The organism is Microbacterium sp. 05N427, assembly GCF_056397105.1.
Genome location: NZ_JBFTMT010000002.1, coordinates 1 through 20112, shown reverse-complemented (window position 1 = coordinate 20112; position 20112 = coordinate 1). Strand labels below are relative to the sequence as shown.

The window sequence follows — 20112 nt, the reverse complement described above, 5'->3', positions numbered from 1 at the left end:
CCGGAACGGCGAACGGCCCGCCGCTCCGGAGAGCGACGGGCCGTCGTACGTGCGGCGGAGATCAGGCGCCGGCGTCGAGATCCTTGGACCGGATCACGGGGATCGCCGCGGTGATCGTCTCCAGACCCGACAGGCGCGCGGGCGACAGCTGCTTGGCGACCTCCTCGCGCGACATCAGTCCGGCCTCGACCACGAGGTCGGCGACGTTGCGGTTGGTCAGCAGCGCGGTCTTGGCGAGCGCGGCCGAGGCGGCGTAGCCGATGAACGGGGTGAGCGCCGTGATGACGCCGACCGACGATCCGACCATCGCGCCCAGGCGGTCACGGTTGGCCGTGATGCCGTCGATGCAGTTCACGCGCAGGGTCCACATCGCCTGGCGCATCCAGGTGATGGACTGGAAGATCGAGTGCGCGATCACGGGCTCGAAGGCGTTCAGCTGCAGCTGACCCGCCTCGGCGGCCATCGTCACCGTCATGTCGGATCCGGCGAYGGCGAACGCCACCTGGTTCACGACCTCGGGAATGACCGGATTGACCTTGCCCGGCATGATGCTGGAACCGGCCTGCATCGCGGGCAGGTTGATCTCGCCGAAACCGGCCTGCGGTCCCGAGGAGAGCAGACGCAGGTCGTTGCAGATCTTGGAGAGCTTCATCGCGTTGCGCTTGAGCGACGAGGAGAACGACATGAAGGATCCGGTGTCGCTGGTGGCCTCGACGAGGTCGCTCGCCGTGGCGAGGTCCAGGCCGGAGATCTCCCGCAGGTGCTTCAGCACGGACGGGGCGTAGGCCGGGTGCGTCGTGATTCCCGTGCCGATCGCGGTCGCGCCCATGTTGATCTCGTACATCAGCCAGGCGTTCTCGGTGAGGCGCGTGTGGTCGTAGCCGAGGGTGGAGGCGAAGCCGTGGAACTCCTGGCCGAGGGTCATCGGCACCGCGTCCTGCAGCTGCGTGCGGCCGACCTTGAGCACGTCGTGGAACTCGCGCGCCTTGTTGAGGAACGACACGCGGAGCAGGTCCAGCTCGTCGAGCAGCGAGCGCAGGTTGAGCGACAGACCRATCTTGATCGCCGTCGGGTAGACGTCGTTCGTGGACTGGCTGCGGTTGGTGTGGTCGATCGGAGAGAGGAAGGCGTAGTCGCCCTTCTCGCGGCCGGCCATCTCGAGCGCGATGTTGGTGATGACCTCGTTCGCGTTCATGTTGGTCGAGGTGCCGGCCCCGCCCTGGATGACGCCGACGATGAACTGGTCGTGGAACTCGCCGTTGATGACCTTCTGCGAGGCGGCATCGATGAGGTCGGCCTTCTCGGCGTCGAGGGCGCCGATCTCCTTGTTCGCGCGTGCGCTGGCCTGCTTGACCATCGCGAGCGCCTCGATCAGCTCCGGGTAGACGGAGATCGGGCGCTTCGTGATCGGGAAGTTCTCGGCGGCGCGGAGCGTATGGATCCCCCAATACGCGTCAGCAGGGATCTCCTTGCTTCCCAGGGAGTCGGTTTCGGTACGGGTGGCAGGCGCAACGGCGGCCATGGACACATCCTCGTGAGTGATGGCGAACAGGGAAGGGGGATGCCTCCATCCTACCCGTCCCGGCTCACCGGCCCGGCTTGCGCGAGAACGCCTCCAGCCGCTGCTCCGGCGTGAGTCGGGCCATCCGCGCCACCCATTCCGGGCTGAACGTGTCGACCGGCGTCGCCTCGACCACGGGGACCACGGTGTGCGTGATGGTCTCCGGGCGCACGTGCACGAGCTGGAACGACTGCGCCGCGTCCATGCCGTTCACCTGATCCGCGGGACTCGCGACGTCCATCGTGTAGCAGGTGGCGCTCGCGACGCTCACCGGGATGCCGGCGAACGTGGCGTGCAGCGAATAGTGCAGATGCCCCGCGAGGATCCCCCGGACGTCGGATCCGCGCAGCACCTCGGCGAGCTCATCCTGGTGGCGCAGCTCGAGGATGTCGAAGAACGGGATGTGGCTGGGCACCGGCGGGTGGTGCATCGCGAGCAGAGTGCCATGCGACGCGGGCGTGCGCAGTTGATCGGACAGCCAGGCGCGCTGCTCCGCGTCGATGTCGCCGTGGTGCCAGCCGGGGACGGTGGAATCCAGCGCGATCACACGCAGGCCGTTCAGATCCCAGACGCCCGTGATCGGCTCCTCGGCGGGCGGGACATCGAGGAGGTGCTCCCGCATCGCGGGGCGCTCGTCGTGGTTGCCGGCGACCCAGATCACGGGTGCGCCGAGACGCTCGGACACCGGCTCCACCACGGAGCGCAGGCGCCGGTACGCGTCCGGCTCGCCGAGGTCGGCGAGGTCGCCCGTGACGATGATCGCGTCCGGCCGGTCCGTCGCGCTCTCGATCGCGGCGAGCGTGCGCGCCAGGGTGGTGTCCACGTCGAAGCGTCCGCCCAGAGCGGCTCCCCCGGCCAGCAGATGCGGGTCGCTCACATGGACCAGGGTGTGCGTGGGCGGGGCGTAACGGCCGAACTGCACAGTCATGATCCTCAGGCTAGCGCCGAGACGGCGGCCATCCCGGACGGCGGCTCGCGATGCGGGGGCCCGCTACTTCACGACGATCAGCAGGATGCCGCCGAGCACCGCGGCCGCGCAGACGGCGAAGCACGCATAGGCCCCGACCTGCGCGAGCATCTTCTGCGCGTCGGTGAGCGGGCTCTTGCGGGCGGCCTTCGCGGCGGCTTTCGCCGCGCGCTTCGCCTCCTTCTCGCTGATCACGGTGATCGCGTCGGTGAACTCAGCGGGCGTGACCACCGGAACCCTGCCCGCGCGCACGAGCATCCGCAGGCCGAGCGCGTAGAAGCCCACGACGACGAGGGTGCCGACCAGCGCGGCGCCGAGCACCTGGAAGAACGCGTCCCAGTGGATGACCACGGTCATCGCTCTGCCCCCTTCTCCTTGGCCTTCGCGCGTTCGCGGGCGCGCTGCGCCCTGGCCTGCCGCGGGGTGAGCGGCGGCTCCTCCGGCACCTCGATGGCGCGGCCGGAGTCGGCGACCTCGCTGAACGCGTTGTTGGCCGTGACGGCGTTGCGGCGCGAGCGCAGGAACAGGGCGATGATCACGGCGAGCGCGAGGATCGTGTCGACCAGCACGCCCCAGCCGCCGCCGACGACCACGATGAACGCCGCGACCGCCCCGACGAGTCCGGCCGCCGGAAGCGTGAGCACCCAGCCGATGGCGATGCGGCCGGCGGTGCGCCAGCGCACGGCCGAACCGCGCCGGCCGAGCCCTGATCCGATCACGGATCCGGAGGCGACCTGCGTGGTGGACAGCGCGAAGCCGAGCGCGCTGGAGGCGAGGATCGTCGCCGCGGTGGAGGTCTCCGCTGCGAAGCCCTGTGCGGGCTTAACGTCGGTGAGGCCCTTGCCGAGCGTGCGGATGATGCGCCAACCTCCCAGGTAGGTGCCCAGCGCGATCGTGAACGCGCACGCGACGATCACGTAGATGTGCGGCTGGTGGTCGCCCTTCGCCTGCCACCCGACCGAGATCAGTGCCAGCGTGATCACGCCCATGGTCTTCTGCGCGTCGTTCGTGCCGTGCGCGAGCGCGACGAGCGACGAGGTGAAGATCTGACCCCAGCGGAAGCCGCTTCTGCCGTCGGGCTTGCCGTCGTAGCGCCGCGTGGTCAGATACGCGAGCTTGGTGGCGAGGTAGGCGATCAGCCCGGCCGTGACGGGCGCGATGAGCGCCGGGAGCACGACCTTGGACAGCACGACGCCGAAATTGATGCCACTGAGCCCGACACCGACCAGCGTGGCGCCGATGAGCCCGCCGAACAGTGCATGCGACGAACTGGACGGCAATCCGAGCAGCCAGGTCAGCATGTTCCAGGTGATCGCGCCGATGAGGCCGGCGAAGATGAGCGACGGCATGAGGTGCGCGGTGCTCGAATCCTCCTGGATGATGCCGCCGGACACGGTCGCGGCGACCTCGGTGGACAGGAACGCCCCGACGAGGTTCAGTCCTGCGGCGAGCATGACCGCGGTTCGCGGTTTGAGCGCGCCGGTCGCGATCGGGGTCGCCATGGCGTTCGCCGTGTCATGGAACCCGTTGGTGAAGTCGAAGAAGAGTGCCAGCAGGATCACCAGCACGACGATGAGGGCTGCGGTTTCCACCGTTCGCTTTCGTGAAGTGGAGGGAAGTGACGAACGAAGAGTTCACCGGGGATTCAGCATCCGTTAACGGGCCGGTTGCATCCTCCCACCCCGACCCAGGACGGTCAACTCGGCRCCCCCGCCGTCGGCACCCGCCCCCGCCCTCGCGGCCTCGGCTAGCGTTGATGCGTGACCTCCGTCTCCGAGACCGCTCCCGTCCCTTCCCCCGTTCCGCCGCGCGCGGCCCGCCGTTCGCTGATCCGCACCCACCACGGCGACGTGTTCGATGACCCGTACGACTGGCTGCGCGAGAAGGAGGATCCCGAGGTGATCGCGCACCTCGAAGCCGAGAACGCGTACACCGATGCGCGTCTCGCGCACCTCGAGCCGCTCCGCGAGACCCTGTTCCAGGAGATCAAGGGACGCGTGCAGGAGTCGGATCTGTCGGTGCCCACACGCCGGGGAGGCTGGTGGTACTACGGACGCACCGTCGAGGGCAGCCAGTACGGCCTGCAGTGCCGTGCGGCGGTCTCCTCCGCCGACGACTGGACACCGCCCGTCCTGGATCCCGCCGTCCCCGTGCCCGGCGAGCAGATCCTGCTCGACGGCAACATCGAGGCCGAGGGGCACGAGTTCTTCGCCATGGGCGCGTTCGACGTCTCGGATGACGCCACCCGCCTGCTCTGGTCGACCGATTTCGAGGGCGACGAACGGTACACCGTGCACGTCCGCGACCTGCTGACGAACGAGACGCTGCCCGACGAGATCCCCGGCACGTCCGGCGCATTCTTCACGCCGGACGGCACCGCGGTGATCTACACGACCGTCGACGAGTCGTGGCGCCCCGACACGCTCTGGCTGCACCGGATCGGCACGCCGGTGTCCGACGACGTGCAGCTCTTCCACGAGCCGGACGAGCGGTTCTGGCTCGGCGCGGGGATCACCCGGAGCCGCCGCTATCTGGTGATCGGCGTCGGATCCAGCATCACGAGCGAGGAGCACCTCGTCGACCTCGACGACCTCACCGCGCCTCCGCGCGTGGTGTGGCCCCGACGGGAGGGCGTCGAGTACTCGGTCGAGCACGCCGTGGTCGACGGCCGGGACGAGCTGCTCATCCTGCACAACGACGACGCGCTGGACTTCGAGCTCGTTGCGGTCTCCGCTTCCGAGCCCCAGGGCGAACGCCGCACGGTCCTTCCGCACACGCCGGGACGGCGCCTGCTGGACGTGGACGCGTTCCGCGACACCACGGTCGTCGCGTACCGCTTCGAGGGGCTCGAGCGCATCGCGCTGATGGATCCGGCCACGGGCGCGCTGGACGAGCTCGGCTTCGATGAGCCGCTGTACTCGGCGGGCTTCGGCGGCAACCCCGAGTGGTCCGCGCCGTTCCTGCGTCTGGGCTACGGCTCGTTCGTGACGCCCTCGACGGTCTACGATCTGGAGCTCGCGACCCGCACGCTGCACCTGCGCAAGCGCCAGCCGGTGCTCGGCGGCTACGACCCGGCCGACTACGGGCAGCGCCGCGACTGGGCGGTCGCCGCGGACGGCGCCCGGATCCCGGTCTCGCTGGTGTGGAAGCGCTCGTTCGGCGAGCCTGGAGCGGAGCCCCGCGCCGTGCATCTGTACGGCTACGGATCCTACGAGCACTCGATCGACCCCGGCTTCTCGGTCATGCGCCTGTCGGCGCTGGACCGCGGAGTGGTGTTCGCGGTCGCGCACGTGCGCGGCGGCGGCGAGATGGGCCGGCAATGGTACGAGGACGGCAAGCTCGGGCAGAAGGCGAACTCGTTCACCGACTTCGTCGCGTGCGCGCGCCACCTCGTCGAGGCCGGCGTCACCAGCCCTGACCGGATGGTCGCGGAGGGCGGCAGCGCGGGCGGCCTTCTGATGGGCGCCGTCGCGAACCTCGCTCCCGAGCTGTTCCGCGGCATCCTCGCCTCGGTGCCTTTCGTGGACGCACTGACGACGATCCTGGATCCGTCCCTCCCCCTCACCGTGATCGAGTGGGACGAGTGGGGCGACCCGCTGCACGACGCGGACGTGTACGCGTACATGAAGTCGTACACGCCGTACGAGAACGTGCGCGACGGCGTCGCCTACCCGTCGATCCTCGCCGTCACCTCGCTGAACGACACGCGCGTGCTGTACGTGGAGCCCGCCAAATGGGTCTCCCGGCTCCGCGACGCCGGCGCGGACGACGTCCTGCTCAAGTGCGAGATGGTGGCTGGCCACGGCGGTGTCAGCGGCCGGTACAACTCCTGGCGCGAGCGCGCCTTCGAGCTGGCCTGGATCCTGGACCGCCTGGGCGTCGCCGGCGCCTGAGGCCGCCCTCCCCCGGCCGTGTCCCACTTTCGGCTCGCCCATGTCCCACTTCTGGCTAAGAAAACGGGCGGGAAGCAGCCAGAAGTGGGACATGGTCGGTGAGTCGAAGTCGTTCCGCACAGGCTCGTAACATCAGGGGCACTCCACGGATCCCGTGCGGGGCTCACCATCAGCGGCTGACGCCGTCCACGCTGGGGGCATGCGCGATCCCGTTCCTGAGGTACTCGGTCCGCGGTTCAGCGTCGCCGAGGCCAGAGCACTCGGCGTCACGCGCGGGAGACTGCGCGGATCCGATCTCGAGGCGCCTTTCCCGGGTACGCGTCGGCTCCGCGACCTCGGGTCGGCGTCCGAGTATCGCGACCGTTGCCGGGACTATCTTCCGCGACTGCGCGACGATCAGTTCTTCTCGCACGAGACCGCCCTTGCGCTGCTCGGAGTCGCGCTGCCCGGGCACCCCCATCGGCTGGGGATCCACGTCAGCACGCATCGTCCCGCCCGCGAGCCCCGGGTTCGTGGCATCGTCGGACATCGACTACAACGCCGAGAGCCGGCCACGATCGTGACGCCGGACGGCTTGCCGGTCGAGCATCCGGTGCGGGCCTGGCGGCAATGCGGTCCGCTCTGGCCCCTCGACAACCTCATCGCCGCAGCCGATCATCTCCTCCTTCCCGCTCGGCGACTCGCGGAGGCGGACGATCTGCGCGAAGAGCTCCGCAGCATGGGCGACGTCCGCAGCGGGATCCTGAGGCGTGCATTGGCGGACGCGCGCATCGGGGTCGAATCACCGCGCGAGACGAAGCTCCGGCTCGCGATCGTTCGGGCGGGGCTCCCCGAGCCGATCCCCGGCTGGGAACTCCGCGACCCGCGGGGTGGGTTCATCGCGAGGCTCGATCTCGCCTACCCGCGCTGGCGGGTCGCGCCGGAGTACGACGGTCGCCAGCACGCTACGGATCCGAAGCAGTTCGCGCGCGACGCCGACCGCTGGGAGGCGATCAGGCGCGCGTCCTGGACTCTCGTCCGGGTCCTGTCGCATCACATGGAGGGCCACCGGCCCGCCGCCGTGGAGCGCGTGAGGTACGCGCTACTGGACGCCGGCTGGCGCCCCGGGATGCCCGGCTGACCCGCCGCGTCCCCTCACCTGACCGACCGTGTCCCACTTCTGGCTCCGGATCCCCGGATTCACGACCGAAAGTGGGACACGGTACGACCGAAAGTGGGACACGGTACGACCGAAAGTGGGACACGGTGCGACCGAAAGTGGGACACGGTGACGAACCAGCGCTCACCCGAACAGGGCAGCGGCCTCCTCGTAGCGCGACAGCGGGACGGTGTTCAGCTCGCCGAGCGCCTCGGCGAACGGGACTCGGACGATGTCAGTGCCGCGCAGGGAGACCATCTGACCCCAATCGCCGTCCACGAGGGCGTCCGCCGCGTGCAGCCCCAGACGGGTCGCGAGCACGCGGTCGAACGCCGAGGGCGAACCGCCGCGCTGAATGTGGCCGAGCACCGTGGAGCGGGTCTCGATGCCGGTGCGCTTCTCGATCTCCGGGGCGAGGATCTCGCTGATGCCGCCGAGGCGCGGACGGTTGAAGGCGTCCAGGCCCTTGTCGCTGAAGGCCTGGTCCATGCCCTTGAGCTTGAAGCCCTCCGACACCACCACCAGCGGCGCCCGACCGCGGTCGCTCGCGCGGGTGACGAGGTCGCAGATCTCCTCGATCGACATCGGCACCTCGGGGATGCAGATCACGTGCGCGCCCGTGGCCATGCCTGCGTGCAGGGCGATCCACCCGACGTGGCGGCCCATGACCTCGGCGACCATGCAGCGCTGATGCGAGTCGCCGGTGGTGCGCAGGCGGTCCATCGCTTCGGTGGCGATGTTCACCGCGGTGTCGAAACCGAACGAGTAGTCGGTCGCCCGCAGGTCGTTGTCGATGGTCTTGGGGACGCCGAGAACGCGGATCCCGTCGTTCGAGAGGCGGTCCGCGGCGGCCAGAGTCCCCTCACCGCCGATCGCGACGATGCCGTCGATCCCGTGCTTGGCGAGGGTCTTCGCGACGTTCTCCGCGCCGCCGCGCGGTCCCTCGTACGGATTGGTGCGGCTCGTGCCGAGGATCGTGCCGCCCACCTTGCTCAGGCCCTTCACCTCGTGCCGGGTGAGCGGGAAGAAGTCGCCGTCGACGACTCCGCGCCAGCCGTCGCGGACACCGACGAATTCGAGCTCGTAGTTCGTGGTGCCCTTGAGCACGATGCCGCGGATGACCGCGTTCAGGCCGGGGCAGTCGCCACCGCTGGTCAGGATGCCGATCTTCATGGGTCGTCCTCGGGAAGGGGAAGGGGGGGATGGAAGCGCGGCACCGTTGCCTCGTTCGACCCTAGTGCCGATCGACTCCCGCGCGCCATTCCGCGACGCCGAAAAGCGGAGTTCTTACCCGCCCCTTCGCGGAGTTCTCACCTTCTTGACGAAGAACGGCGCCTCCGCCTCCGAAACCAGGAGAAGAAGCGCCGTTCTTGACGAGCTGTGACGGGATGCGGTCAGTCGCCGCCGAGCGCCTCGCGCAGCAGGTGCATGAGTGCCGCCAGCTGGACCGACTCGCTCGCGCCCTCCTCCACGGCCTCGCCGTCGAGCGCTCGCGCCGCGAGCCCCTGCTTCTGGTCGATGAGCTCGGCGATCTTCGTGTCGAGCGTGTGCGCAGCGATGATCCGCCACGCCGTGACCGGCTCGTCCTGACCGATGCGGTGCACGCGGTCGATCGCCTGGGTCTGCTCCGCCGCGGTCCAGCTGAGCTCGGCGAGCACCACGTTCGAGGCCGTCTGCAGGTTGACGCCGACGCCGGCCGCGGTGAGCGAGCACACGGCGATCCCGACGTCGGGGTCGCCGTTGAAGGCGTCGACCGCCTGCTGTCGCGCGATCGCCGTCTGATCGCCGCGCAGCGACACGGAGCGGATCCCGGCCGCGGCGAAGTGCGCCTCGGCCTGATCCATCACGTCGACGTGCTTGGCGAAGAACACGACCTTGCCGACCGAGCGCTGCAACTGCGCCGCGTAGTCCGCGGCGAGCAGCGCCTTGGCCTGGCCGATCTTGCGCACCATGGTGAAGACGTTGTCTCCCCCGGTGCCGGCCGCCTTCGACTCCTCGAGCTCGCTGTGCGCGACGAGTCGGACGATGTCCTCGTCGATCTCGCCGTGTGAGCCCTTCGACGGGCTCAGGGACCGGTCGGAGGCGGAGCGCGCCTCGATGATCCGGCGGTACTTCGCCGCCATCCGCGCCCCGAGCTCGCGCTCGGCCTGACGGATCCCGCGACCGAACTCGTCGTCGAGCTGCACCGGCAGATCCGCGATGAGCTTGTCGGGGAGGTCGGCGGCCACGTCCTTCTTCTTGCGGCGCACGATGCCCATCGAGATGACCGCGTCCCTGGCCTCGCCGTAGAACGCCTTGTCCGCGGGAGTCAGCCCGGTGGCGTCGAGCTTGTCCGCGAGCTCCGCGGAGGGCCGCTCGCCGTTGGTCCAGCCGAGGAAGCGCCAGATCGCGTCGAAGTCCTCGACGTCGTTGATCAGCGGCGTTCCGGTGAGCGCCATGAGGAGGGGGTGCGAGCCCGCCGACTGCTCCCTGATCCGGGATGCCAGAGCGAGCACGTTCTGCGAGCGCTGCGACGACAGGTTCTTGATGAAGTGCGCCTCGTCGACGACCATGCCGCGCAGGCCGATCTCACCGAGCCAGGACAGGTGCCTGTCGAGGATCTCGTAGTTGACGATGAAGATGTCGGCGAAGGCGTCGACGTCCTGACCATCGCCCTGGATCACCGCGGCACGTCGCTGCGGGGTCCACCGCTCCACCTCGCGCGCCCAGTTCATCTTGACGACGTTGGGCACGACAACGAGCAGCGGATAGGCGTGGGCGATGGACGCGGCGAGAACCGACTGCGCGGTCTTGCCGAGGCCCGGTTCATCGGCGAGCAGGAACGAGCGATGTCCGGCCCTGACCGATTCAAGGAAGCGGGACTGGTGCACCATCACCTCGAGGCCCTTGGGCGAGAGGTGGTCGTACTCGGGCAGCGGAGGCAGCTCCATCGAGGCCACCGTGCCGCCCGCACCCGACTCGAACGCCTTGTACAGCGGGCCCATCAGCTCCCAGCCGTCCAGCCGGCGTCGCGGCGTGACCGCCGCGCGGGGCGTGAGATCCGGGGCGAGGAACGGGTTCGCCAGCATCCGCGACTCCACCGACGGCGGCGTGACCTGGCGCTCCGCGAGCGCTGCCGGCACCACCGGCGCCTGCTGCACGCGGACGACGTCGGCGATCACGAGCTCCTCGGGAGCCAGCTCGGCGCCGGACTCCAGCAGCCAGTCACGACGCATCCGCTTCGCGACGGGGCTCGTCGCCTGGTCCGCCTCGAGCAGCTGGATCAGCGACGTGTCACGCGCGGCGGTCTTCGCGAGGATCGTCCCCACGCCGTCGAGGCGCTTGAGCTGCTCCGCCCGCGCGGAGTCGCCGAGTCCGGCGTCGCCCTTGGCCCTGGCGCGCTCTTCGCGCACCAGGAACGCGATCACCTGGAACTTGACGCGATTGGTCGGACCGAGTTTCCCGTGCTGGGCCTTGGCCTCGATCTCGCGCACCTTGCGCGCGAGGATCGGGATCAGCGGCGCGTCCTCGTCTCGACGAGCCGTCTTCTTCCGCCGAGTGGCGGTCGCCGTGGTCGGCATGCTCCTCCTGAGCGTGGATGCCGTCTCCGAGAGGACGGCGACTGTCCGAAAATGACCGCCTGGACGATGCTCCGTCCCGACGATGCGTGTCCGCGGACGGGCGGCTGCCGAGAGGCATCGCAGACCGAGCGGACGAGAACCCCGCAGGCGTGCATCGCGCACGTCGATCACAACGGGTTCGGGGTCAGTTTACGCCACGCGAGCCCTGTTGCGGTCACTCGGCGGGCGAGTTCGCCGGATCCGGCTCTGTCACGCCCAGCAGGATCCGCGCCTGAGCGACGTCGGAGGCGATGCCCGCGACGAGCGCGTCCATGCTGTCGAAGGCCGTCATCCCCCGCAGCCGGTGGGTGAACTCGACCGTCACATCGTGCCCGTAGAGGTCCAGGTCCGGGCTGTCGATCGCGTGCGCCTCGACCTGGCGCTGCAGCACGTCGTCGAATGTGGGGTTGGTCCCGACGGAGATCGCCGCGGGGTGCACGACCCCGGTCGTGTGGTCCACCAGTCGGCCCGCGTAGACGCCGTCCGCCGGCACCATCTCATCCAGGAGGGTCGGAAGGTTGGCGGTCGGGAAGCCGAGGTCGCGGCCGCGCTTGAGGCCGTGAACGACCTCCCCGCGCACCGACACCGGGCGGCCCAGCACGGCGCCCGCGAGCGCCACGTCCCCCGCCGAGAGCAGTTCGCGCACCCAGGATGAGGAGACCCGCCGATCGGTGCCCTCCAGGAAGACGTCCTCGATCACATCGACGCTGAAGTCGCGCCGCGTGCCCAGCTCGGCCAGCAGTGCCGGCGTGCCCTTGCCGCCGCTGCCGAACCGGAAGTCGCGCCCGACGAGGACGGTGGCCACGCGCAGCGCATCGACGAGGATCGTCTGCGCGAAGTCCTCCGCCGTGCGCGAGGCAAGCTGCTCGTCGAAGGTCAGCACGAGAACAGCGTCCAGTCCGCATCCGGAGAGCAGCTCGATCTTGCGCTCGACGGAGACGAGATCGTCGGGGCACCGGTCCGGGCGCAGCACGCTCAGCGGGTTCCGGTCGAAGGTCACCGCCACGGTCTTCGCGCCGATCCGCGCCGCGTCCTGCTGGGCGCGGCGGAACACCGCGCGATGCCCGGAGTGCACGCCGTCGAACTTGCCGATCGCGGCGACTGTGCGTCCGAAGTCCGCGGGGATCTCGGAAGGGTCGCGGAACACGATCATGCGATGGATCCGTCCGACGGGGCCATGTCATCCGCCACAGCGAGCACCGTGCGGGATGGGCGGTGCGTGACCAGCCACCACAGCCCGACCATCGGCAGGAACAGCGGGATCAGGACGTAGCCGAGGCCGTACTGCGACCACACGGTCTGGTGCTGGAACAGGGCGGGGTGGGTCAGGCTCAGGGTGCCCACGACCAGGACGCCGATCATCTCGAACACGATGGCGACCCACGCGACGCGGTACCAGCCGGGACGTCCGGCGCCGATCAGCGCGAGGGTGGCGACGATGTAGACGACGGCGGAGGCTGCGGAAAGGGAGTACGCGAGGGGCGCCTCGTCGAAGGCCCGCACGATCTGCACGAAGGACCGGCCGGTGGCGCCCAGAGCCATGACCGCGTACACGATCACGAGCACGCGGCCCACGCCGCGCATGCGGGGTCGGGCCGGTGCGACGGAGGAGCCCTCCGGCTGGGGGGCGGAGTCGGACGGGGTCGAGGGTCGCGCGGTGCTCATGGCGGAGTCCATTCTACGGAACGCGAGGACCTGTGGTCCGCGCGCGCGGTTCTGCTCAGCCGCCGATCGGGGTGATCCAGATGACCTGCATGCGCCAGATCATCACCGCCAGCGCGAGCGCGACCACGCCCATGATCACCGTGCTCCACCGCGAGCGCTCGAGCAGCGCCCAGATCGCTCCGCCGATCGGCAGCAGGACCGCCGAGACGAGATACACGCCGTACTCGAGCGGATCGCCCAGGGCCGGGTTCCCGGCGAACGGGGAGACGATCGCCAGGACCACCTGCACGACGAGCAGCAGTTCGATCAGGGCGAGGGATCCGACCGTCCAGTCGTTGGGACGCTTGCCTGCGAAGCCCATGATCAGGCACAGCAGACCGGCCGCGACGGCGACCGCGAGCTGGACGGCCGTGAACCAGAGGATCATGACGCCCCTTCCGGCATGTTCATCGCGCTCTTCAGATCATCGCCCCGGCGCTCGACGACCCCGATCAGGGCGCCGTCCGGATCGATCGCCGCGGCGCGCGGGCCCTGGAGCCTCGTACGCTGGCCGACCAGGCGCTTGCCGTGACGCAGGTCGACGGCCTCCTGCGCGCTGACCTCGAGGACGGGGAGGATCAGGGCCGCGGCATCGGCCGCGGTCAGCGGACGGGCCTCTGCGAGGTCGTCGAGCGAAGACGCGTCGGCCACGTCGAACGGGCCGACCCTGGTGCGGCGCAGCGCCGTGAGGTGTGCACCGACACCGAGGGCTTCACCGAGATCACGGGCGAGGGCGCGGATGTAGGTTCCGGACGAGCAGTCCACGACCACGTCGAGGTCGCGCACGCCTCCGTCCCCTGGACGGTCGTCGAGCACGTCGAAGCGGGACACCACCACGTCGCGGGCCGCGAGCACGACGTCCTCCCCCGCGCGCACCCGGTCATAGGCCCTGCGGCCGTCGACCTTGATCGCGGAGACGGCACTGGGCACCTGCGAGATCGCGCCCGTGAGCGCGGCGATTCCGGTGGCGATTTCGTCCGGGGTGATCGCGGCGATGCGCTCCGGATCCGCCGAGGCCTGGATCTCTCCGTCGGCATCGTCCGTACCGGTGCTCTGACCGAGGCGGATCGTGGCGAGGTAGGTCTTGTCGGCGCCGACCACGAAGGTGAGCAGACGCGTCGCTGCCTCGATGCCGACCACGAGCAGGCCCGTGGCCATGGGGTCGAGCGTGCCGGCGTGCCCGACCTTGCGCGTGCCGAAGACGCGGCGGGTGCGGGCGACGACGTCGTGACTCGTCATCCCGCCCGGCTTGTCGACGAGCAGGATCCCGCTGGTTGCCATTCTCCCAGCCTAGAGGCCCCGGGATCCGGGATTCGACGACTCCTCGCCGGACGGAGGAGCTCCCTCGCGCGGTAGCGTGGACTCCCGTGCCCGACTCCCCCGCCTCCCCTTCGACCGCGTCCGCGCTGATCGCCTGGTACCGGGAGCACGCACGGGATCTGCCCTGGCGACGGGCGGAGTACCTCGCCCGGTACGGCGCGTGGGGCGTGCTGGTGAGCGAGTTCATGCTGCAGCAGACGCCCGTGAGCCGGGTGATCCCGCATCTGGAGGCCTGGCTCGCACGCTGGCCGGATCCGCTCTCGCTCGCGGCGGCGACCCCGGCCGAGGTGCTGCAGCAGTGGGCGAACCTCGGCTATCCACGCCGGGCGCTGTGGCTGCACCGTGCAGCGACGGCGATCCGCGATGAGCACGCGGGCGTCACGCCGCGCGAGGTGCCCGCCCTGCTGGCACTCCCCGGCATCGGCGACTACACGGCGCGCGCCGTGGCGGTGTTCGCGTTCGGCGATCGCCACCCCGTGGTCGACACGAACACGCGCCGCGTGATCGCGCGCGTCGTGCACGGGCGCGCCCAGCCGGATCCGCCCTCGCGACGCGATCTGGACGACATGCTCGCCCTGCTGCCGGACGATTCCGTCGAAGCGGCCGTCGTGAACGCGGCGACCATGGAGCTCGGGGCGACCGTGTGCACCGCCCGCAGCGCGGACTGCGCACGCTGCCCGCTCGCCGAGCAGTGCGCCTGGCGCGCTGCCGGCTTCCCCGACGGCGAGGACCGGCGACGAAGGCAGGCGAAGTACGAGGGGTCGGACCGGCAAGCGCGCGGCGGCGTGCTCCGCGCGCTGCGACACGCCGAGGGCCACCGGCTGCCCGCCGACACGGTCCTCCCGGACTGGCCGGATGCGGTCCAGCGGGATCGCGCGATCGACTCCCTCATCGCCGACGGGCTCCTCGAAGCGGCGAACGGAGAGCTCCTGCTCCCGCGCTGACCTGGTCGCGTCCGTCGCGACCGTGACGCCGTGGCTGCCCGTGACGGCCGCGACTCAGAGGTGCTGGTCGGTGCGATGCGCGAGCACGGTCAGTTCGTGCCTGGTGCGCACATCGACCTTGGCGAAGATCCGCCCACCGTGCACCTCCACGGTCCGCACCGACACATGCAGGGCGAGCGCGATCTCCTTGTTCGTTCGCCCCTCGGCCATGAGGAGCGCGACATCGAGCTCGCGCGCGGTGAGGATGGGCTCCCACATCGCCCGGCACACCTCCAGGGACGACGGCGCAGCGTCCCCCGCTGCGCTGGTGTCCGCGGCGGAGGGCTGCCGACGCTCCCCCAGCGCCCGGAGCCGCCGGCAGACCATGCCCCGCCACGCCAGCGCTCCGGATTCCTCGAAGAGGCTGAGCGCCGCGCGCAGGTGCCGCACCCCGCGGCTGCGGTCGCCGCGCGCCGCGGCGGTCGACCCCAGCAGCGCCTCGACCCTGGCGCGTTCGAACGGCGAGCGGATCCCCCGGCTCTCCGCGGCCACGGCGTCGACATCCGTGCGCCAGGACGACTCCCGTGCGGAGCGGACCCGGTCACGCAACGCCCGCGCGAGCGTCGCCTCGGGCGGCTCCTGCGCCACCGAGGCCGCCAGCGGTCCGATCTCGTCCAATCCGGGAAGGCCGAACCGCTCCGAGGGCCTGCCGCGATCGGTCCAGAGCGCCATGTGCACGGCGGCCTCGTCGCTGCGCCCCCGAAGATAGGCGTCGATCGCGCGGTCCACGAAGCCGTCGGAGTCCGGCGTCCACGGCGCGGCCGCGGCGAGTTCGAGCGGCAGCGGTCCGACACGCCCCTCCACGGCGAGTTCGAGTCGACGGCACAAGGACACGGCGACCCCTCCGAACGGGAGCGCCACGGGGAGTTCCGCAGCGGCGGCGCGCAGGAGCTCGTGCGCGATGCCGATCCGGCCTGCCCAGACGTGCAGCAGCACCTCGGCGACCGCACACCGTGCACGAAGCAGCGCCGAGTCCGCGTGCAGGCCGAGCAGGGGCTCCGCGCTCTCAGCCGCACCCGGCTCCGCCAGGGCGCGGAGCCCGGCGTCCGGATCGCCGTCGAGGCCGGCGCGGAGAGCGTTCGTCACCCGACGGACGGCAGCTCCGCCATCGACCGCTCCCGCCACCGGGCCGCCGGCGCCCGGCGCACCCGCCGCGAGCCATCGCTGGCCGGGTTCGCGGTCACCCCGCGCCGCGCCGAAGGGCGCGCCCAGCAGTGCGGCGAGTCCGCACCCGTGGCGGACCGCCTCGGCGGAGAGCCGCGGATCCGGCCCAGGAACGGTGCCGTGCCGCAGGACATGCGCCAGGACGAACGCCGCCGCCTCACCGCGATGGCCGCGATCGATGCGCAGCGCCTGGTCGAAGCGATCCACGGCATCCTCGATCCAGCCTCCCGCCAGGGCCGCGCACCCGCTGAGCAGCAGAGCCCCGGCGTGCGCCGACGTGCCGGGCCGAGCGTGCTCCGCGGCCTCGGTCGCATGCGACCACGCGCGCGTTGCGTCCCCCTCCTGCAGCGCGGCGCGTGCGAGCACGAGGAGCGGCTCCACCAGCGCCGGATCGCCCATCACGGCGCCGCGCGCACGATGCCACAGCGCCGCATCGACCTCTTCCGCGTCCCGGAGAACCTGCGCGAGCAACTGGTGAGCGCGCAACCGCTCCTGCGACGTCGCCGCAGCGAGCACCTCCACCCGCAGCGCCGGATCCGCGAACCGGAAGCGCCCGCCGCGCAATCGCACAAGACCCGCGAGGGCCGACGCCGGGATCCGGTCGGGCTCGCACCCCGCGATCGCGCACAGGACCTGTATCGACCCGATCCCGCACAGCGCGAGGGTGAGCACATGACCCGGATCCATGTTGTCCGGAAGAGCGCGCCGTGCGTGCGCCTCGCCGGCAGGGATCGCCGGAAGCGGATCGGGCAGTGCCCGCCATCCGCGCCGCTGCTCCGGGGTCAGGGCAGCACGCACCGCCGCGGACGCCACCTCGTCGCCTCCGCAGGCACGGTCGATCGCGGAGCGCACATGCGGAGCGAGGTCGTTGATGTCTCCCCGCTCGGCGGAGGCGTCCTCATTCCTCCGCCTCGTCGGCGACCGGCTTCCCGCTCGCAGATCCCGCGCTCGCGCGCTCTTCGCGTCCCCCATGGCCCAGCCCCCCGCTGTGCTCGCACGTGCGCCCCATCGCGCACGTGCTGGGATGCTACAAGAGCCCGTCGCGGGCTCCAAGGTTCTTGAACCCGGTCGAAGAACTGTCGCAGTTGCGACGAAAGACAAGAAAAGGCCTGGGAAACAGTGTTMCCAGGCCTTCTCTGCGAATCTCACGGCGCCGTGATGCGGCGCGATCGGATCTACTCTTCGTCGTCTTCGCGCGGCTTCACGTAAGGATCGGCCTCGCCCGCGAACGAGGCGGAGGCGGCGATGCCGGCGACCTGCTCGTCGCGCTCGCGCGCCTCACGGAGCAGGTCGCTGATGTGGTCGGCGTTCTCGGGCAGAGCATCCGGGATGAACTCCAGCGTGGGCACGAGGCGCACGCCGAGCTGACGCCCGACCTCCTTACGCAGCAACCCGGTCGCCGCGGTGAGCGCAGCCCCCGAGGCCACACGCTCCTCTTCCGTGCCCAGCACGGTGTAGAACGCGGAAGCGTGCTGCAAGTCACCCGTGACGCGCACGTCGGTGATGGTCACGAAGCCGAGGCGCGGATCGCGCAACCCCTTCTCCAGCCGCTCAGCGAGGATGACGCGGATGCGATCCGCGAGTCGTGCCTGTCGTTCTCCGGCCATGTCCTTACCCTCTCATCGATCGCGCTCTGAGGAGAGCGCGGAGCCTGAGGCACCCTGTGACGACCGTTGGGGCGTCCGCGAAGCGGACCGGGGCCCCATAAGGCCGGCACAGGGTGCCTCAGGCGTGACCACGGACGATCAAGCGCGCGGCTTCTCCACCAACTCGGTGGTCTCGATCTCGTCACCGATCTGGATGTCGTTGTACTTGCCCAGGCCGATACCCGCCTCGAAGTCCGTGCGGACCTCGGTGACGTCGTCCTTGAAGCGGCGCAGCGACTCGATGGCCAGGCCATCGGCGAGCACGATGCCATCGCGGATGACGCGAGCCTTGGCGTTGCGCGTGATCGTTCCCGACCGCACGATGACACCGGCGATGTTGCCGAACTTCGAGGAGCGGAACACCTCGCGGATCTCGGCGACACCCGACTGGACCTCTTCGAACTCCGGCTTGAGCATGCCCTTGAGGGAGTTCTCGATCTCGTCGATCGCGTTGTAGATGACCGAGTAGAACCGCACGTCCACGCCCTCGCGGGACGCGGCCTCACGGGCCTTCGGGTCGGGACGGACGTTGAAGCCCACGATGATCGCGTTGTCGATCGTCGCGAGGTTCACATCCGACTCGGTGACGGCGCCGACACCACGGTGGATGATGCGCAGCTGCACCGAGTCGTCGACCTCGATCTTGAGCAGCGACTCCTCCAGCGCCTCGACGGCACCGGAGACGTCACCCTTGATGATGAGGTTGAGCGTCTCGACCTTGCCCTCTTCGAGAGCACGGGTGAAGTCCTCGAGCGAGATGCGCTTGCGGGCCTTGGCCAGCTGGGCGTTGCGCTCGACGGCTTCGCGCTTCTCCGCGATCTGACGGGCCATGCGGTCTTCTTCGGTGACGATGAAGACGTCGCCGGCACGCGGGACCGAGTTCAGACCCTGCACCTGGACCGGGCGGGACGGAGCTGCGGCCTCGACCGCGTCGCCGTTCTCGTCGATCATGGCGCGGACGCGTCCGTATGCGGTGCCCGCAACGATCGCGTCACCGATCCGGAGGGTTCCGGACTGGATCAGCACGGTCGCGACCGAACCGCGGCCCTTGTCGAGCTTGGCCTCGATGGCGATGCCTCGCGCGGCCTTGTTCGGGTTCGCGGTGAGGTCCAGACCGGCATCCGCGGTGAGCAGCACGGCGTCCAGGAGCTCCTGGATTCCGGTGTTCGCACGCGCCGAGACGTCGACGAAGATGACGTCTCCGCCGTACTCCTCTGCGACCAGGCCGTACTCGGTGAGCTGCTGACGCACCTTCGCCGGGTTGGCCTCGGGCTTGTCGACCTTGTTGACCGCGACCACGATCGGCACACCGGCCGCCTGGGCGTGGTTCAGCGCCTCGACCGTCTGCGGCATGATGCCGTCGTCGGCCGCGACCACGAGGATCGCGATGTCGGTCACCTGCGCACCACGGGCACGCATGGCGGTGAACGCCTCGTGGCCCGGGGTGTCGATGAAGGTGATCGCACGCTCGATGCCCTCGTGCTCGGTCCACACCTGGTACGCACCGATGTGCTGCGTGATGCCGCCGGCCTCGCCATCGATGACGTTGGTCTGGCGGATCGCGTCGAGCAGTCGGGTCTTACCGTGGTCGACGTGACCCATGACGGTGACCACTGGGGGRCGGATCTCGAGGTCATCCTCGCTCTCCGCCTCCAGCTCGGCCTCGAGGTCGAGACCGAAGCCCTCGAGGAGCTCTTTGTCCTCGTCCTCGGGCGAGACCATCTGGATCGTGTAGCCGAGCTCGGCGCCGAGAACCTCGAACGTCGCCTCATCCAGCGACTCGGTGGCCGTGGCCATCTCGCCGAGGTTGAACAGGATCGTCACGAGCGTGCCGGGCTGCACGGTGTAGCCGCGCAGGGCCTCGAGCTTGTCCGCGAAGTCCGCGATCGACGCGCCACGGCGCAGACGGATGATCTCGCCGTTGCCCTTGGAGACGTTGACGCCGCCGACGACCGGCGCCGACCGCATCTCGAACTCTTGCCGCTTCGCCCGCCGCGACTTGCGCTGCTTGCTCTTGCCGCCGCCCTTACCGAATGCGCCGGCAGTACCGCCGCCGGGACCGCGGCCTCGGCCGCCACCACCGCCGGGACGACCGGCGAAACCGCCGGCCGGAGCGCCACCGGGGCGCTGGAAGCCC

Annotated in this window: 16 protein-coding genes; 3 read left to right on the top strand and 13 right to left on the bottom strand. The window is 70.2% G+C overall.

The annotated features are described in order from the left end of the window. Positions 1 to 61: 61 nt before the first annotated feature. From AC1DG4_RS02670 to AC1DG4_RS02655, 4 genes are all read right to left on the bottom strand, one after another. Complete coding sequence (locus AC1DG4_RS02670; RefSeq protein ID WP_477421045.1) at positions 62 to 1522, bottom strand: aspartate ammonia-lyase; 1461 nt, start codon at positions 1520 to 1522, stop codon at positions 62 to 64. Between the two features lie 64 nt (positions 1523 to 1586). Continuing rightward, on the bottom strand, positions 1587 to 2489 hold the full coding sequence (locus AC1DG4_RS02665; RefSeq protein ID WP_477380826.1) for a metallophosphoesterase: 903 nt from the start codon (positions 2487 to 2489) through the stop codon (positions 1587 to 1589). 63 nt (positions 2490 to 2552) lie between these two features. Next, complete coding sequence (locus AC1DG4_RS02660) at positions 2553 to 2885, bottom strand: peptidase (protein ID WP_477380827.1); 333 nt, start codon at positions 2883 to 2885, stop codon at positions 2553 to 2555. Next, positions 2882 to 4120 carry an inorganic phosphate transporter gene (locus tag AC1DG4_RS02655; protein ID WP_477380829.1) on the bottom strand — a complete coding sequence of 413 codons (1239 nt, stop codon included), beginning with the start codon at positions 4118 to 4120 and terminating at the stop codon, positions 2882 to 2884. The genes AC1DG4_RS02660 and AC1DG4_RS02655 overlap by 4 nt, the downstream gene beginning before the upstream one ends. A gap of 168 nt (positions 4121 to 4288) precedes the next feature. On the opposite strand from AC1DG4_RS02655, the gene AC1DG4_RS02650 reads away from it, so the two are divergent. Together AC1DG4_RS02650 and AC1DG4_RS02645 are read left to right on the top strand one after the other, a co-directional pair. Beyond that, the gene (locus AC1DG4_RS02650) at positions 4289 to 6421 is read left to right on the top strand and encodes a S9 family peptidase (protein WP_477380831.1); all 2133 of its coding nucleotides are present in this window, start codon (positions 4289 to 4291) and stop codon (positions 6419 to 6421) included. 199 nt (positions 6422 to 6620) lie between these two features. Continuing rightward, a complete protein-coding gene (locus AC1DG4_RS02645; RefSeq protein ID WP_477380832.1) occupies positions 6621 to 7541 on the top strand; it encodes a hypothetical protein in 921 nt (306 codons plus the stop codon). Between the two features lie 162 nt (positions 7542 to 7703). Here the strand turns inward: AC1DG4_RS02645 and AC1DG4_RS02640 are convergent, their stop codons facing one another. The 6 genes from AC1DG4_RS02640 to truB form a co-directional block, all read right to left on the bottom strand. Beyond that, positions 7704 to 8732, bottom strand: coding sequence for a 6-phosphofructokinase (locus tag AC1DG4_RS02640; RefSeq protein WP_477380834.1), 1029 nt, complete (start codon positions 8730 to 8732; stop codon positions 7704 to 7706). 221 nt (positions 8733 to 8953) lie between these two features. Then, positions 8954 to 11119 carry a DEAD/DEAH box helicase gene (locus AC1DG4_RS02635; RefSeq protein WP_477421043.1) on the bottom strand — a complete coding sequence of 722 codons (2166 nt, stop codon included), beginning with the start codon at positions 11117 to 11119 and terminating at the stop codon, positions 8954 to 8956. A 214-nt stretch (positions 11120 to 11333) separates the two neighbouring features. Beyond that, entirely contained in the window at positions 11334 to 12311 is a 978-nt protein-coding gene (locus tag AC1DG4_RS02630) for a bifunctional riboflavin kinase/FAD synthetase (RefSeq protein WP_477380837.1), read from the bottom strand. Next, complete coding sequence (locus tag AC1DG4_RS02625; RefSeq protein ID WP_477380978.1) at positions 12308 to 12742, bottom strand: hypothetical protein; 435 nt, start codon at positions 12740 to 12742, stop codon at positions 12308 to 12310. The genes AC1DG4_RS02630 and AC1DG4_RS02625 overlap by 4 nt, the downstream gene beginning before the upstream one ends. A gap of 136 nt (positions 12743 to 12878) precedes the next feature. Beyond that, positions 12879 to 13250, bottom strand: a complete 372-nt coding sequence (locus AC1DG4_RS02620; RefSeq protein ID WP_477380839.1) for a hypothetical protein — start codon at positions 13248 to 13250, stop codon at positions 12879 to 12881. Next, complete coding sequence (gene truB, locus AC1DG4_RS02615) at positions 13247 to 14143, bottom strand: tRNA pseudouridine(55) synthase TruB (protein WP_477380841.1); 897 nt, start codon at positions 14141 to 14143, stop codon at positions 13247 to 13249. The genes AC1DG4_RS02620 and truB overlap by 4 nt, the downstream gene beginning before the upstream one ends. An 86-nt stretch (positions 14144 to 14229) precedes the next feature. Between truB and AC1DG4_RS02610 the strand changes: the two genes are divergently transcribed. Continuing rightward, entirely contained in the window at positions 14230 to 15126 is an 897-nt protein-coding gene (locus AC1DG4_RS02610; protein WP_477380843.1) for an HhH-GPD family protein, read from the top strand. 54 nt (positions 15127 to 15180) lie between these two features. On the opposite strand, the gene AC1DG4_RS02605 is transcribed toward AC1DG4_RS02610, so the two are convergent. The 3 genes from AC1DG4_RS02605 to infB form a co-directional block, all read right to left on the bottom strand. Further along, positions 15181 to 17142, bottom strand: a complete 1962-nt coding sequence (locus AC1DG4_RS02605; RefSeq protein WP_477380845.1) for a LuxR C-terminal-related transcriptional regulator — start codon at positions 17140 to 17142, stop codon at positions 15181 to 15183. 362 nt (positions 17143 to 17504) lie between these two features. After that, complete coding sequence (gene rbfA / locus AC1DG4_RS02600) at positions 17505 to 17936, bottom strand: 30S ribosome-binding factor RbfA (RefSeq protein ID WP_477380846.1); 432 nt, start codon at positions 17934 to 17936, stop codon at positions 17505 to 17507. Between the two features lie 138 nt (positions 17937 to 18074). Beyond that, positions 18075 to 20112, bottom strand: a 2038-nt coding sequence (gene infB, locus AC1DG4_RS02595; RefSeq protein WP_477421041.1) for a translation initiation factor IF-2, incomplete at its 5' end; no start/stop codon positions are given.

Bases quoted from the DNA above. Each gene is read 5' to 3' on its own strand.
- AC1DG4_RS02665 (WP_477380826.1), bottom strand. From the start codon at position 2,489: ATGACTGTGCAGTTCGGCCGTTACGCCCCGCCCACGCACACCCTGGTC.
- AC1DG4_RS02660 (WP_477380827.1), bottom strand. From the start codon at position 2,885: ATGACCGTGGTCATCCACTGGGACGCGTTCTTCCAGGTGCTCGGCGCC.
- AC1DG4_RS02645 (WP_477380832.1), top strand. From the start codon at position 6,621: ATGCGCGATCCCGTTCCTGAGGTACTCGGTCCGCGGTTCAGCGTCGCC.
- AC1DG4_RS02640 (WP_477380834.1), bottom strand. From the start codon at position 8,732: ATGAAGATCGGCATCCTGACCAGCGGTGGCGACTGCCCCGGCCTGAAC.
- AC1DG4_RS02635 (WP_477421043.1), bottom strand. From the start codon at position 11,119: ATGCCGACCACGGCGACCGCCACTCGGCGGAAGAAGACGGCTCGTCGA.
- AC1DG4_RS02630 (WP_477380837.1), bottom strand. From the start codon at position 12,311: ATGATCGTGTTCCGCGACCCTTCCGAGATCCCCGCGGACTTCGGACGC.
- AC1DG4_RS02625 (WP_477380978.1), bottom strand. From the start codon at position 12,742: ATGCGCGGCGTGGGCCGCGTGCTCGTGATCGTGTACGCGGTCATGGCT.
- AC1DG4_RS02620 (WP_477380839.1), bottom strand. From the start codon at position 13,250: ATGATCCTCTGGTTCACGGCCGTCCAGCTCGCGGTCGCCGTCGCGGCC.
- truB (WP_477380841.1), bottom strand. From the start codon at position 14,143: ATGGCAACCAGCGGGATCCTGCTCGTCGACAAGCCGGGCGGGATGACG.
- rbfA (WP_477380846.1), bottom strand. From the start codon at position 17,936: ATGGCCGGAGAACGACAGGCACGACTCGCGGATCGCATCCGCGTCATC.